Annotated in this window: 9 protein-coding genes; 3 read left to right on the forward strand and 6 right to left on the reverse strand. The window is 59.6% G+C overall.

What is annotated here, in order from left to right; translation table 11 throughout:
- Positions 1-11 precede the first annotated feature (11 nt).
- Complete coding sequence (locus VSP_RS23405; RefSeq protein WP_009963744.1) at positions 12-485, forward strand: LptA/OstA family protein; 474 nt, start codon at positions 12-14, stop codon at positions 483-485.
- Positions 486-1,084: 599 nt separating this feature from the next.
- Positions 1,085-1,648 (forward strand): hypothetical protein, encoded by a 564-nt coding sequence (locus VSP_RS37045; protein WP_009963745.1) that lies wholly within the window; start codon positions 1,085-1,087, stop codon positions 1,646-1,648.
- A gap of 121 nt (positions 1,649-1,769) precedes the next feature.
- Here VSP_RS37045 and VSP_RS23415 read toward each other — a convergent pair whose 3' ends face one another.
- From VSP_RS23415 to VSP_RS39920, 6 genes are all read right to left on the reverse strand, one after another.
- On the reverse strand, positions 1,770-2,411 hold the full coding sequence (locus VSP_RS23415; RefSeq protein ID WP_009963747.1) for a plastocyanin/azurin family copper-binding protein: 642 nt from the start codon (positions 2,409-2,411) through the stop codon (positions 1,770-1,772).
- Between the two features lie 139 nt (positions 2,412-2,550).
- The gene (locus VSP_RS37050) at positions 2,551-4,173 is read right to left on the reverse strand and encodes a Do family serine endopeptidase (protein ID WP_009963748.1); all 1,623 of its coding nucleotides are present in this window, start codon (positions 4,171-4,173) and stop codon (positions 2,551-2,553) included.
- A gap of 285 nt (positions 4,174-4,458) precedes the next feature.
- Complete coding sequence (locus tag VSP_RS39915; RefSeq protein ID WP_009963749.1) at positions 4,459-7,446, reverse strand: Sel1-like repeat-containing protein kinase family protein; 2,988 nt, start codon at positions 7,444-7,446, stop codon at positions 4,459-4,461.
- 105 nt (positions 7,447-7,551) lie between these two features.
- A complete protein-coding gene (guaA, locus tag VSP_RS23430; RefSeq protein ID WP_009963750.1) occupies positions 7,552-9,072 on the reverse strand; it encodes a glutamine-hydrolyzing GMP synthase in 1,521 nt (506 codons plus the stop codon).
- Between the two features lie 248 nt (positions 9,073-9,320).
- Entirely contained in the window at positions 9,321-11,753 is a 2,433-nt protein-coding gene (gene lon, locus VSP_RS23435) for an endopeptidase La (RefSeq protein WP_009963751.1), read from the reverse strand.
- 72 nt (positions 11,754-11,825) lie between these two features.
- Complete coding sequence (locus tag VSP_RS39920; RefSeq protein ID WP_157211022.1) at positions 11,826-12,305, reverse strand: Hsp20/alpha crystallin family protein; 480 nt, start codon at positions 12,303-12,305, stop codon at positions 11,826-11,828.
- Positions 12,306-12,738: 433 nt separating this feature from the next.
- On the opposite strand from VSP_RS39920, the gene VSP_RS23445 reads away from it, so the two are divergent.
- Positions 12,739-13,047 carry a hypothetical protein gene (locus VSP_RS23445; protein WP_009963755.1) on the forward strand — a complete coding sequence of 103 codons (309 nt, stop codon included), beginning with the start codon at positions 12,739-12,741 and terminating at the stop codon, positions 13,045-13,047.
- The last annotated feature ends 108 nt before the right edge of the window (positions 13,048-13,155 follow it).

Raw genomic sequence — 13,155 nt, forward strand, 5'->3', positions numbered from 1 at the left:
AGGACACTTCCATGTTTCAGACGGTTCCCAGTGATTCTGGGTTCCACATCACCGCGGACGAGGCCACCAAGATGGACATCCAGGCAGAGCGGGTGGTGTTCAACGGCAAGGTCAAGATGACCAGCCCTCAGTTCCACCTTTCCGCCACCCAACTGATCGTCCACCTCGGGAAGGACAAGAAATCCTTCAAGTTCGCCGAGGCCAAAGGGGAAGTGAATGTTCAGCTCACGGGCGTGCCGGACGATAAGAAGTATAGAGGACAGTCCAACACCGCCCTTTACACTCCCGCACAGGGCACCTTGCTCCTCACAGGTTGGCCAAAGGTCCAGGGGCAAGGCCAGGAACTGATTGCTGCTGAACAGGGAACAAAGGTCACCCTCTTCCCAAAAACGGGCAAGATGATCACCGAAGGGCGAGCACAGACCCGGATCGCCAGACAGTTGATGGCCGAAGGGATGCCCCCGAAAGCGACGCCGGTTCAGTAGTGGACTAATTGGAGGTTACAGCTCGAAGCTGGCGGACGCCGACTTCCACGCCCCCTCTGTGAATCGGTATAGCACTACGCTCAGTTGTGCTCTCAAGCCAACGCGATAGGTCCTTGCTGACGGAGAACATCGCACATTAGCGATTTTTCATACCTGCAATTATGTCGATCACGCTGAAATAGCAAAAACGAATGTCACTTGTGGAAAATATCCAGTTGATAGACTCACAAGGATCTCTATAATGAGAAGTGTAGCCGCAATTGATATCATTTATGCAAATCGCTTCTCCACTTCGCGTCATCCGCCTGATTGCAATCTTGTTCCTTGTGGTTGGTCCGTTCATGAAGTGAGGAGCCTTGGTCTTTAGAGACCATTTAAATTTTCCAACGCAGCACAACGAAGGAACGACAAAGGCCCGGGACCGCGAGGAGCGTCCGGGCCTTTGTTGCGTCCAGCAGTCGTGAAATCGCCCCACCATCTGTGCTACAGCCCCTACCACCCAGGTTCAGGACAAGGCGTCTGAAAGAGCATCGCAAAAAGTTGGACTTTCCCTGTGGGGCGGAATCTGCAACTCTCGGAGAGCAACGATTCGTCCTCTCATGAATGTCACCCGAAAACTTTTCCTCACCCTTGGTTCTATCGCCCTTCTCCACGGAGGCTTCATTTCCAGCGTCTCCGCACAAACTGCAGCCCCAAGCACCAATCCCAGTGCCACTGATGAAGTGGACAGCAATCCCCAGTTCTGGCAGGCCTCCTTTGGCAATGGCGGTCACTACCTCGTCAAACTAGGCTCCATCATCAGCGCCTCGAAACATGAGTACATTTCTGACGCTGCCGCCCGGGTGGTGGAGGTGACCATCGGCACCTCCTCTGAAGTGGTCGCCCGCTTCTACTTCTTTGAGCCCGTACTACGGGACACTCCGATTGCGGCAGGACAGATGCTGCTCAATCGGGCGGAAGAGGTGAAAAATCAAGTGGCCGCCAGAGTCGCCCCCTCAGCCGGCAAACTCCAGGTGGTAAAAAACTATCCCACCTCCACGCACGCGCACACGGTCGAATACGCGCTGCAAACGGAAGCCGCCCTCGGCTCGCTCTACAATAGTTTGATGGCCGCCATTCACACCGGCCGCGGCAGGACTTGGAAGGAACCTGCGCCGAAATAGCGGAAAGCAAGCTCGCCAACCGCAACAGCTGTGGTCCCCCAAGGCACGGTGCCTAAAAAAAAGCTTCCCGGCACTGCCACCGGGAAGCTTGAACTTTGAATCACTCGTGTAACCGAAAGGCTTATTCCACCTTCATGGTCCCCTGCATGATCATCGAGTGCCCTGGGAAGGTGCAGAGATAAGGATAGTCACCCTTTTCTTTGGGTGCCGTAAAATCGACCGTTTCCTTTTCCTTGGGGTTGAGCAGTTTCGTGTGAGCCAAGACATCAGGGCCTTCAGGAATATAACCGCGGGCCATCCATTTCGTCATTTCGGCCATCATGCCGTTTGCGGCAGCGATCAGCCGATCCTTGGAACCCGCAGCGCCGAGCACCCAGTTGTGTTGCAGCGGGGTGGTGCTGTCATTGTCAAAAGTCAGTTTGACCGCCTGTCCCGACTTCACCGTGAAGTTGGTCACATCAAAGGACATGGGATTAGCCGCGCCAGGTTTCAAGGTGACGACTGCCGCCCCACCCTCTTCTTTTACTGAGGAAGGAACTGCTACAGGGGCCGTTGCTGTGGGCGTTGCAGCCGCAGGAGCCGCCGCTGCCGGAGCATGTGCCGCGTCAGGAGCCTTCTTGCTCCCGAACGACTTCCCGAGACCACCCACAATAAGCACCGCTCCCGCACCGAGCGCGAAAACTCCAAATGCCAGGCCGATGAAGACATTGGCTGCGCTCCAGAAAGAGCCGCCACCTTCGTGAGAGTCGTGATGGGTGTCCATGATTTAAATAAAGGGCACTCAAGGAAGCACGGAAGCCGCACGGGTCAAGAAATGCCCGCCCTCCCGTGTCCCGGAGCATGAAAAAGAAAAGGCCGGACTCCGAAGAGCCCGGCCGGTCGGAAAGGGACAGCTCAATGCATCAGTTCCGAATCACGAGGAACTTGGTCTGCCCTGCACGCAGGATTTTGAGCTGTACCGCAGCACCAGCGTCACCCTTGTGCGCTCTGGCTTCCGCAGCCGTTTTCACGGGCTGGCGGTTCACCTGAAGGATGACATCCCCTTCCTGGAGACCTACTTTGGCCGCAGGGCTGTTCTCCTCGACGGAGGTCACCACCACACCGGTTACATCGGCCTCAATCGTGTACTCCTTACGCAACTCGTCGGTCACATCCTCAATCCGCACGCCTTCAAGGAACCCGGTCGGTTTGGCCTGTTTTCCATCACCTTGCGCCCCGCTGGAGGCGAGCTTGTCAGTGTCAAGCTTCTCAAGAACGGCATTCAACTCCATGCGCTCCGGCTTCTTGGACTGCTCGTTAAAGCGCACAACGTCGAATTTCACCGTCTCACCGGGGCGCTTGGAGCTCACCATGAGACGAAGCTTGGAGGGCTCCTCCACTTTTTCACCGTTGGCCCCCACCACGACATCTCCTTCCTCGAAGCCAGCCTTGGCCGCCGGAGAATTCTCCACCACACGGGTGACTGTCACCCCCTCCTCGTCTTTCAGCCCCAGGAAGTCCGCCATGCTGGGATCCACAGGATCCATCTGAATGCCGAGAAATCCACGGTCCACCTTGCCGTCATCGAGCAAGTCCGCAGCAATGTTAAGCGCCATGTCAATCGGAATGGCCAGGCCGATCCCCGCGAACATGCCACTCTGGGTCTCGATTGCGGTATTGATGCCGATCACACGACCCAGCCCGTCCACCAGCGGTCCGCCGGAGTTGCCTGGGTTGATGGCGGCGTCAGTCTGGATGAAATTCTCATAACCCGCCTGACCCCGCCGCCCAATGATGCCGAGTTGGCTGCGCCCGAGCGCACTGACGATCCCCTGTGTCACCGACTGAGTCAGCCCCATGGGCGACCCCACGGCCAGCACCACATCTCCTACGCGCAGCTTGGAACTGTCGCCGAAGACGGCATGAGGAAGGTCTGTGCCATCAATCTTGATCAAAGCCACATCCGTCTGGGGATCAGTGCCAATGACTTTGGCCTCATACTCCTTCCCGCGGCCCGCGATCACCACTTTGATCTGGTCCGCACTTTCGACGACATGGTTGTTCGTGAGGATGTAACCATCGCCGGTCAGGATCATGCCGGAGCCCAAGCCGGTTTGCCGGGGCTGCTGCGGACGCTGGCGATTTCTCCCACCCGGACTGGGCTGGTTATTATCTCCCGGTTCACCCCCACGACGCTCCATCCAGTCACGGAAGAACTCACGGAACATGGGCGGGAGCTGCCCCAGATCGTCCTCGCTCATCTCGGGCATGCTCCGGCCAGGCGTGCCCTTCTTGGAGTAGGTGCTAATGCTCACCACACTCGGGAGGATGCGCTGCACGACATCCGCGTAGCTCAGGGTGAGCTGGCCCGCGTTCGCGAGGGGCGCTGAGTCACGGGTCACCTTGCTGGCGAAGTCCGCACTCGTCATCGTAAAGGACGGCTCCTTCGTCTCAACCGGCTTCTGCTCTTGGGCAAAAGTCAAGGCTGCGACACCGAAAACTCCAACTCCTGCAAGGGCCAGTACTTTGGGATGCTGTATTTTCATGGATTAGATTGATAAACTTGCTGTCTCATCTGGCTCCCAGATGGGCATGAAACTGCGAGCATTACAGACGACGAGACTCGCATTTTGTTGAATGTTATTTGTCGCCTTTTGTTTGAACGAACAGGTAAGGCTTTTGTTTTGGCCAATCTTGCCATTCCCAGTTCTCTCATTGCAAATGGTTGAGCAGGTATTTGCCAAGGGCGGCATGACGGAACTTTTCCATCTATCGCAATAGGATCGGGTTCACGCGCCACAGTAGCCAGTTCGCCGGCCCATCAGCGGGCCTCAAAAGGCGACACCCTTCTGACGGCACCATCCGGCCGCCGCAGCATTGCCCAGCCGGGCCGCCTGCTGGTACCAGCGGGACGCTTCATCCCGATTGGTCAGCACCCCTGTCCCGTATTCCAGACACTGGGCGTAGAGCATCATGCTTTCAGCATGGCCACGGCCAGCCCCTTCCGCAAAGAGTTGCACGGCGCGCTCCGCATCTGGGGACGTACCCTGGCCGCGCAAATACAGCGCCCCAAGGTTTCCGCAGGCACTCGCCACCCCTGCGCCGTACGCGTCTGTGCAGAGCTGGAAGGCCCTTGCATCATCCCTCTCCACACCGATGCCCCGGGCATAACACACCCCGAGGAGGTCCTTTGCCACGACATCACCACCTGCGGCGGCCTTCTCCAGCAGACTGGCCGCCTTTGCGCCATCCGGCGGCGTGCCCCAGCCTTGCAGGTAGCACTCAGCCAGGGGAATGTAAGCCGCCAAATCTCCGGCAGCACTCGCTTTTTCAATCCACACGAAGCCGCTCCTCTCATCCACAGGACCACCCTCCCCTCGCAGATACGCCCGGCCCATGGCCAGCATGGCTTCCGAGCTACCGGCCTGGGCAGCGCGCTCCGCAGATCCGCGAAGCTCCTTCGTGAGTTTGCCTCCCGTTTTGCGCAAATCCTGTAGTTTGGAAATCAGACTCGGATCCGACGCCAGAGGAATCGCCATTGCCACCTCCACAGGAGGCGTACTTTTGGCCACCGCCGCGCCTGCAGGAGCTGCTCCCGCCCCACTTCCAGGGGCAGACGTTCCACTGCGCTTCGCCAGGGCCTCCAGGTCCTTTACCACTGGCTTACTGGGCGGAGGGAGGCTAAGTTTGGTTGATTTCCCGCTATCTGGGGGAACTGGGAGTTCGATTTTGGTGACGGCCTCATCCTTTTCAGGCCCCTTCGGAGTTGGGGCGGAAGTCTTCTCCTTGTTCCCCTGCAACCAGACAGCGCGGCCGGTGAAGTGAGCCAGCGCGGCCCCCACCAGCAGAGCCCCTGCCACCACCATGGTGCAGGTGAGCCAGAAAGGTCTCTTGGACCGCACCGACATCCAGGAACTCTCCACCGTAGAGCTGCGCACCCGCATGCCAGAGCGCATGGGCGGCAGGGCGAACTCCTCATCGAAGTCATCGTCCACCTCGCCCACCGAGGATTTTTGAATCAGCGCCTCGGCAAAGCCCAGTGCAGGCTGCTCAGCGTCCTCAACGGGTCGCTGATGCTGCGGCATTGGAGGCGGGGGCGAAGGCGAGCCCCCCTTGCGAGCGGGTAGCGGGGTTGCGGCGCGTGGCATCTCCCGTGCCGCCCCCTGGGCGGGCTCCACCCCACTCAGTTCCGCATGCGGGACCGTTGGCTTGGGCTGCACCAGTTCATACTTCTGGACCAGCTTGGCAAATCGAGAGAGGAAGGAAGCGCGCGGTGAAGGCACCCCTTTGGTCGTACGCTGGAGTTCATCTTCCAGCAGGGCACAGACAGAGTCGGTCTGAGGAATGCCCGTCACATGCTTGCTGGCAGAGCCATCCGGCATGCCCACGAGACAACAGCCCAGCGCCGCCATCCATCCCCCATTCCAGACGGGATTGGCCCCTCCCTTGGTCTGGCCCGAGAGAGGCAGCAGCAGCCCTGGATCGGTCCCACGACCTGCCATGCCATGCATGCAGGGGTGCGTGCGGATGACGATGGAGAATCCCGGCCACTCGTTCAGCTTCGTATTCAGCAGCCCCGTATCCACAGGTGCCTCTTTGCCGAAGCCCGTGAAAAGATAGATGTCCTCAAGGCGCAGGCGATGGCAGGCCAGCCCGGCTTTCTCCATCTGCTCCAGCGCGGCATCCATACTGGCCAGCACCACATACACTTCTTGCGGATCCAACACCCGTCGAGTTTCGAGCAGATCACTCAGCGGCACGCCTTCCACCGCCGTCTCGCCCATGCACTCGATCTCCTCACCGTGCTCAACGAAGACAACAGGGATGAGGTTCGGATATTTCCCCTTAGGCAGATTCTGCACCTGCCGGAGGGCGGCCTCTGGGAAATTCCCGGCCAGGCGCCGGGGCGGCAGCTGCTCGACCACCACCGTCTGGCCCGTCTTCATGTACATGCCCCGCAGCGCATACGGCTGGGCAGGAGTCAGCTTCTGGCTCTGGATACGAACGGTCTGGCTGATGCTGCGGGCCAACTCCTGAAAGTTGGCCATCATGGGGGCAAGATACGGCTTGGGCTTGAGCGCAGCGGAAAGTTCACCCTCCTGGGGGGCGGCATCCAGCTTATGGAGATCCGCTATGGCCTGCGGCAACAAGGCCGCACCTTGCAGGCTCCAAGCTCCCAACACACGGGCCAGTTGCTCCTGTAGTTCAGCACTGCGTATCGTTGCCTCCTCCCCTTCGGAGGACTTCTGGAGGTGCTCTCCCAGCCAAGTTTGAAGAAACTGGATCTGCTGCCCCAAAGCTTGAGCTTCAGCCTTGGCAGTGTCTTTCGCCGTGACGAGACGATAATCCGCCAGCACCGCCACCAGGCAGTGCGGTCCAGTTTGCACCAGACGCAGGCTTTCAAGAGCCCGGATGGGCAGGCTGTCGCCCTGCGGCCCCAGCCCCTCCATGACCCGGAGGACGGCCACGGCCAGCTTCACCGCCACTCGGGCAGGCAGATCCTCGCGACGCTCCAGATAGGCTCGCAGGGTCTCACCATCCACGTTCTCCGTGATGTAGAAAGCGCTGCTGTCATCCTCACCATATTCTACCACCCTGGCCCGCAGGGGGTGCCCCTTGTCTGCAAACAGGCGGGCGCGAGCCTCAAAGGCCGCCTGGTCCTCAACGGGATCCAGGAGCACATGGCAGTGGACGAACACCTGCCGCCGTGAATCGAATGCAAAGACCGCCACCTGCTCGCTGGAGCGGAGGACTTCAAGGTTGGCCCCATCAGCGTCTTGGGCGATCAGGTAGTGACGGAACTGCGTAGGATTGGCCATGCTGCTTACTTGCCCGGAATTTCATCAGGCCGGGGCCGTTTTGCAACCCCTTACTAGCAAGATGCAAGCCACCGGCCGGATCGTCCGGCCGGGGCTCGTGGGAACTCACTCCCACTCAATGCTTGCCGGGGGCTTGGTCGAGATGTCGTAAAGCACCCGGTTCACCCCTTTGACGGAGTTCAGAATGCGGTGGGACGTGGCGCGCAGAACTTCGTGCGGCAGTTCCACCCAGTCGGCGGTCATGGCGTCTTCGCTCACCACCGCGCGCAGGGAGATGGCCTGCTCGTAGCTGCGCTCATCCCCTTTTACCCCCACGGTCTTCACGGGAAGAAGGGCCGCATAGGCCTGCCAGGTCTTTTCATACCAGCCGGAACGACGCAACTCCTCGATGAAGATCGCATCGGCATTGCGGCAGATCTCGAGACGCTCTTCCGTCACCTCACCAGGGACGCGCACCGCCAACCCAGGCCCCGGGAAGGGGTGCCGCCAGAGCGCACGATGCGGAATGCCAAGCGCTTCCCCCAGCGCACGCACTTCATCTTTGAAAAGCTCTGCGAGTGGCTCTATCACGCGCCCCTGGTCTTTGAGTTCCAGCACCCGGTCCACACGGTTGTGGTGGGTCTTGATCTTGGAGGCAATGGAGCCACTGGTGGCACTTTCGATGACATCTGGATAAAGGGTACCCTGCGCCATCAATTCGATGTGGTCAGCAGCACCAAAGAACACATCCAGGAACAAGTTCCCGATGATCTTGCGTTTGGCCTCCGGATCGGTCACGCCCTTGAGCGCCCCCAGGAAGGTCTCACGTGCGTCCACCACCTCGATGGGCACCCCCACTTCCTTAAACTGGGCCTGCACCTCTTCGGACTCATTCTTGCGCAGCAACCCATGATCCACAAACAGGCAACGCTGCTTGACGCCTGCCTTGTGGAGCAGCACCGCCAGCACGGTGGAATCCACCCCGCCAGACACACCGCAGATCACTTCCCGCCCGCCCACTTCCTGACGGATTTTTTCAATCATCTGCTCCTTGAAGGAAGCAATGCTGAACTTCGCCAACCGGCCTTCGGCAAGTCCGAGGAAGTTGTTGAGGATCTTGGTTCCCTGATGGGAATGGGTGACTTCTGGATGGAACTGAATGCCAAAGCAGGCCTCGCCCCATTGGAGGGCCACGGGGACGGCATCCTGATTGGTGGCGATTACCTTGGTGCCCTCAGGCAGGTTCTGCACCGTGTCACTGTGGCTCATCCAAATCTGGGAATCCGCGGGGATATCCTTGAAAAGCACGCTGTCGTTGGCGATGAGGCGGGCCGGGCCGTACTCACGGGTCACTCCAGGCTTCACGGTGCCGCCATGCTTGATGTTGAGTAGCTGCATCCCGTAACAGACCCCGAGAATGGGGACATCCAAGGCACGCAAGGCATCGAAATCCACATCCGGGGCATCGACCTCTGAGGTGCTGCGGGGGCCCCCGCTAAGGATCACAGCACCCGGTTTGTTCAGTTCCTTCAGCTGCGAAGGCGCATACAGGTGGGACACAAAACCCAGTTCGCGGACTCGCCGCACAATGAGCTGGCTATACTGTGAGCCATAGTCCAACACTGCTACTTCGCCTTCGGTCATCATAATTTTGAATGGAAGGCGGTAGTCATTCGCGCAGAATGGCGGGATGTCAAAGGGGGAAGAACGGCAAACTGCATTAGCAGGTCAGCTCCAGTATGGCGTTCGGCCGGGAGGGACGCCCCGGTCATGGGCAGCTTCCTGCGGCGGCACTGTGGCCTGACTGTTGGGGAACTCCGATCACACCACATGCATCGGGAGGTCCGGCGGTTGCGCTTGAAGCACAAGCCGCCGGACCTTGCACCGATGGGAGCTCACCGGGCCTGCTCGTGGACCAGGGCCTCCCGCAATACCTCGTCCACCGTCTCCACAGGGATGATGCGTACGGTCTCCCGGACCTCTGCAGGGAGCTCGGGAATGTCTTTCTCATTGAGCTTGGGAATGAGGATCGTTTTGATCCCCGCCCGGAGCGCGGCGATGGATTTCTCCTTCAACCCACCTATCGGCAACACCAGCCCCCGCAGCGTCACCTCACCCGTCATGGCCACGTCCTTGCTGACGGGACGCCCTGTGTAGAGGGAGGCCAGGGCGGTGAACATGGCGATACCAGCGGAAGGGCCGTCTTTGGGAACCGCTCCAGCAGGGACGTGCACGTGCACCTCCGTTTCCTCAAACTCCTTGGGATCGATTCCCAACGCCCCTGCCCGGCTGCGAACGAGGCTCAGGGCCGCCCGCACGGATTCCTTCATCACATCGCCCAGTTGCCCGGTGAGGATGAAACCTCCCTTGCCAGGATAACGCAGAGCCTCGATGTGGAGGATCTCCCCTCCCACTGAAGTGTACGCAAGGCCCGTCACCACTCCAGGGGCACTGCTTTGCAGCCTGCTTTCCCGGCCAAATTGTGCCGCCCCCAGCGCCTCTACCACCACGGCCGGAGTCACCTCCACGCGTTCCGTTTCCTCCTTGGCCACCCGGGCAGCCACATGGCGCACCACGGAGGCAATCTGACGCTCCAGATTGCGCACCCCTGCCTCGCGGGTGTAGTCTTCGATCACGGTGGCGATAGCCTCATCCGCCCAGGGACATTGTTCCGGTTTGAGCCCGTGTTCCTCCACCTGGCGACGCACGAGATAGTTGCGACCAATCGCGAGCTTTTCCCGTTCAGTATAGCCCGGCAACTGCACAATCTCCATACGATCCCGCAATGGCGCAGGAACCGTGTCCAGCGTGTTGCAGGTGGCGATGAACATCACTTGTGACAAATCAAAGGGCAGATCCACATAGCGATCCACGAACTCATGGTTCTGGCGTGGGTCCAGCACCTCAAGCAACGCGCTGGCGGGATCACCCCGAAAATCCGCGCCCATCTTGTCCAGTTCATCAAGCATGATCACGGGATTGCGAGTACCCAACCGGCGCAGTTCCTGAATAAGCCGTCCAGGCATGGAACCGATGTAGGTGCGCCGATGCCCACGAATCTCCGACTCATCCCGGATGCCGCCCAGACTGATCCGGGCAAACTTGCGACCGAGCGAGTCAGCGATGGACTGCCCCAGGCTCGTCTTGCCCACGCCTGGAGGACCTAGGAAACAAAGGATCGGCCCATGCCCGGCTGGGTTGAGCTTGCGCACAGCCAGGTACTCGATGAGCCGGCGCTTGATCTTTTCCAGGCCGTAATGGTCGCGGTCCAGGATCTCCTGGGCCATCTTCAGATCCACGTGTTCCTCATCCTGCTTCCGCCAGGGCAGGTCCGCCAGAGTCTCCAGATAGTTGAGTGTGACGGAATGGTCCGGGCTGGCCGTCGGGGTGATCTCGAGCTTCTTCAGTTCCTTCCTGGCCTGCGCCTGCGCCTTCACAGGCAGCCCAGCCTCGTCCAGTCGCCGGCGCAGGTCTTCCACCTGTTCCTCCGTGCCACCGTCCTCCCCCAGTTCCTTTTGGATGGCGCGCACCTGCTCACGCAGGTAAGCCCGCTTCTGGGCCTCAGAGAACTCGCTCTGCACGTCCTGGCGCAGCTTGCTTTGCAGCTCGGCAATGTGCAGTTGGTTGTACAAATGTGCCTGGAGCCGGGCAATGCGGAGCAGCACATCGCGCTCCTCCAGCAGGGCTTGTTGTTCCGCCACCTCCAGCCCCAGGTTCGAGGCAAGAAAGTCTGTAAGCGTAGCCGTGTCATGGATGCCGTTTACGGCGTTGACAGCTTCCTCAGAGGCATCTGGACGCAACTTCAGAAGTTTCACGGCCGACTCGCGCAAGTTTGCCATCGCCGCGGCGGTGTTGTCGTCGGCTGGCGGCAGCACACTCGCCAGCACCTCCACTTCAGCACGCAGAAAAGGCTCCATTTGCACCGGATTTTGCACCCGGATGCGATCCTCACCGTGCACAAGAATGACCACCCCGTTCTGGGTCTGGCGCATCATGCTGATGACCTTGGCCACCGTGCCATATTCGTGCAGATCCGCCGGTCCAGGTTCATCATTGGCCGGATCTTTCTGCATTACCAGAGCCAGCATCTTGCCCTGCGGAAGACTTTCTTCCAGCAAGCGCAGACTGCCTGCCCGGTTCACATTGAGTGGCACGACAGTCCCGGGGAACACAATGGTGTTCCGCAGTGGCAACACAGGCAGAGTAAGATGGCTGGCGGGAGGATCTCCTGCTCGGGTCGAGCCCTCAGCGGCACCAGCCACATCCAAAACCGGGGCGACTGGAGCTTGGGGAGGAGAATCGTCAGGGGAGCGAGTCTCAGTTTGCATGGAAAGTAGGGGGAAAGATGCGTTCACAACGGGGGGTGGTTTTGTTGAATCGTGGGAATGCTTGCCAGGAGATCAGGCCTTGGGAAGGGAGATCCAGAGCCACCCATTCTCCTGTCGGGCATCCGCATCAGGCACATTCAGATCTACCGGAAAATCAATGGTGCGCTCGAAGCTGCCATCGGTGATCTCCATGATGAGGATGCGTCCGCACGGAGGATGCCCACAACGCGCCTCTGGAGCGCTCCGCTGTCCGCGGAACACGAGACGCCGATCCGTCAACTCAACGAGGATCTCGTCTTTGTTTACGCCGGCCAGATCCACGCAGACCTCGAATTTGGAAGGATGCTCGTAAACATTGACCGACGGACGCCAAACGGCTGCTGGAGGCCGGAAAGCGCTGTGCCGGAGCTTTTCCAGCTCCGAAACCAGCTTGTCCGCCCTGGTGACAATGTGCGTGAGGCGAATGCCACGTGGCATCGTCGTCCGGACGGTGGAAACCAGCAAAACCGGACGGGACGGCTCCGGTTGTTGAGAGCGTGTCGAACTGGGCATGGCAGGAAAATGTGGCGCTGAAGACGGGTTCATCTCGGGGCACATGCGCAGCCCCATGGAGGATACGAATGTCGGCGATCGAATGGGGGCAAACGAAGTTGGAGCCGGAAGAGCCTGGAGCGCTCTTCATGGTGCCGGCAAAGCCGTTGGGAACTTTAGTTCGGCGGGTCAGTCGGGCGCCCCTCGTCAAACCACCTCTGACAATACCAGGCACCCCATTCAGCCTGCTCACACGCACCACCAAGATCCAGCAGACGGTGGCGATGGATTGCGGCAATCGCAGCGGCAAGCGTGAAACGTATTCCAGCACCAATCTGCGCCCCACAGAAAAGGGCCTGGCATCTTTCGACAGCTGGCCTGACTCCGTTTGGTCCATCAAGCTGATCAATATCGAGGTCACCAACCGATCCGCGCAAGAAGTCTATTTGGAGAAGTGGTGCTGCTCACTGGGGTCAGCATCGTGTGGATTTCAGCCGTGGGGTGGATATGGATCCAGATTTTAGCGCCCAAACCTGCCCCAGAACCCGCCGAAAAATCCCTCACCCTTCTGCAGAAGGTTACCACGGCAGAGGATCGCAAAGCTTTGTTCAATACCGACAAGGTGGAAGATTTGGCGACGGAAGGAGCCAAGGCGGCCATCGACAAGTTCAAGTCGACCTGGAAGTTCCGTTCATCTAACCAGAAGGCCAAGGAGGATGCCAAGGTTTCGAAGGATGCTGCAGCGCAGCAAGGGAGTGAATGATGTCCGTGACAGGCCCAGCGTCACGCTGGCTTTCCACCCTGTTTCAGCTATCAGGCCATAGGAAATCACAAGAGCCGCTTTCACCTGCTGGAGACAGGTCCCCGCAGC

It is taken from the genome of Verrucomicrobium spinosum DSM 4136 = JCM 18804 (genome assembly GCF_000172155.1).
GTDB lineage: Bacteria > Verrucomicrobiota > Verrucomicrobiia > Verrucomicrobiales > Verrucomicrobiaceae > Verrucomicrobium > Verrucomicrobium spinosum.

What these genes read in the sequence shown, in the direction of transcription:
- VSP_RS37050 (WP_009963748.1), bottom strand. Translation starts at nt 4,173, where the DNA reads ATGAAAATACAGCATCCCAAAGTACTGGCCCTTGCAGGAGTTGGAGTT.
- VSP_RS39920 (WP_157211022.1), bottom strand. Translation starts at nt 12,305, where the DNA reads ATGCCCAGTTCGACACGCTCTCAACAACCGGAGCCGTCCCGTCCGGTT.
- VSP_RS23415 (WP_009963747.1), bottom strand. Translation starts at nt 2,411, where the DNA reads ATGGACACCCATCACGACTCTCACGAAGGTGGCGGCTCTTTCTGGAGC.
- VSP_RS37045 (WP_009963745.1), top strand. Translation starts at nt 1,085, where the DNA reads ATGAATGTCACCCGAAAACTTTTCCTCACCCTTGGTTCTATCGCCCTT.
- VSP_RS39915 (WP_009963749.1), bottom strand. Translation starts at nt 7,446, where the DNA reads ATGGCCAATCCTACGCAGTTCCGTCACTACCTGATCGCCCAAGACGCT.
- VSP_RS23405 (WP_009963744.1), top strand. Translation starts at nt 12, where the DNA reads ATGTTTCAGACGGTTCCCAGTGATTCTGGGTTCCACATCACCGCGGAC.
- lon (WP_009963751.1), bottom strand. Translation starts at nt 11,753, where the DNA reads ATGCAAACTGAGACTCGCTCCCCTGACGATTCTCCTCCCCAAGCTCCA.
- guaA (WP_009963750.1), bottom strand. Translation starts at nt 9,072, where the DNA reads ATGATGACCGAAGGCGAAGTAGCAGTGTTGGACTATGGCTCACAGTAT.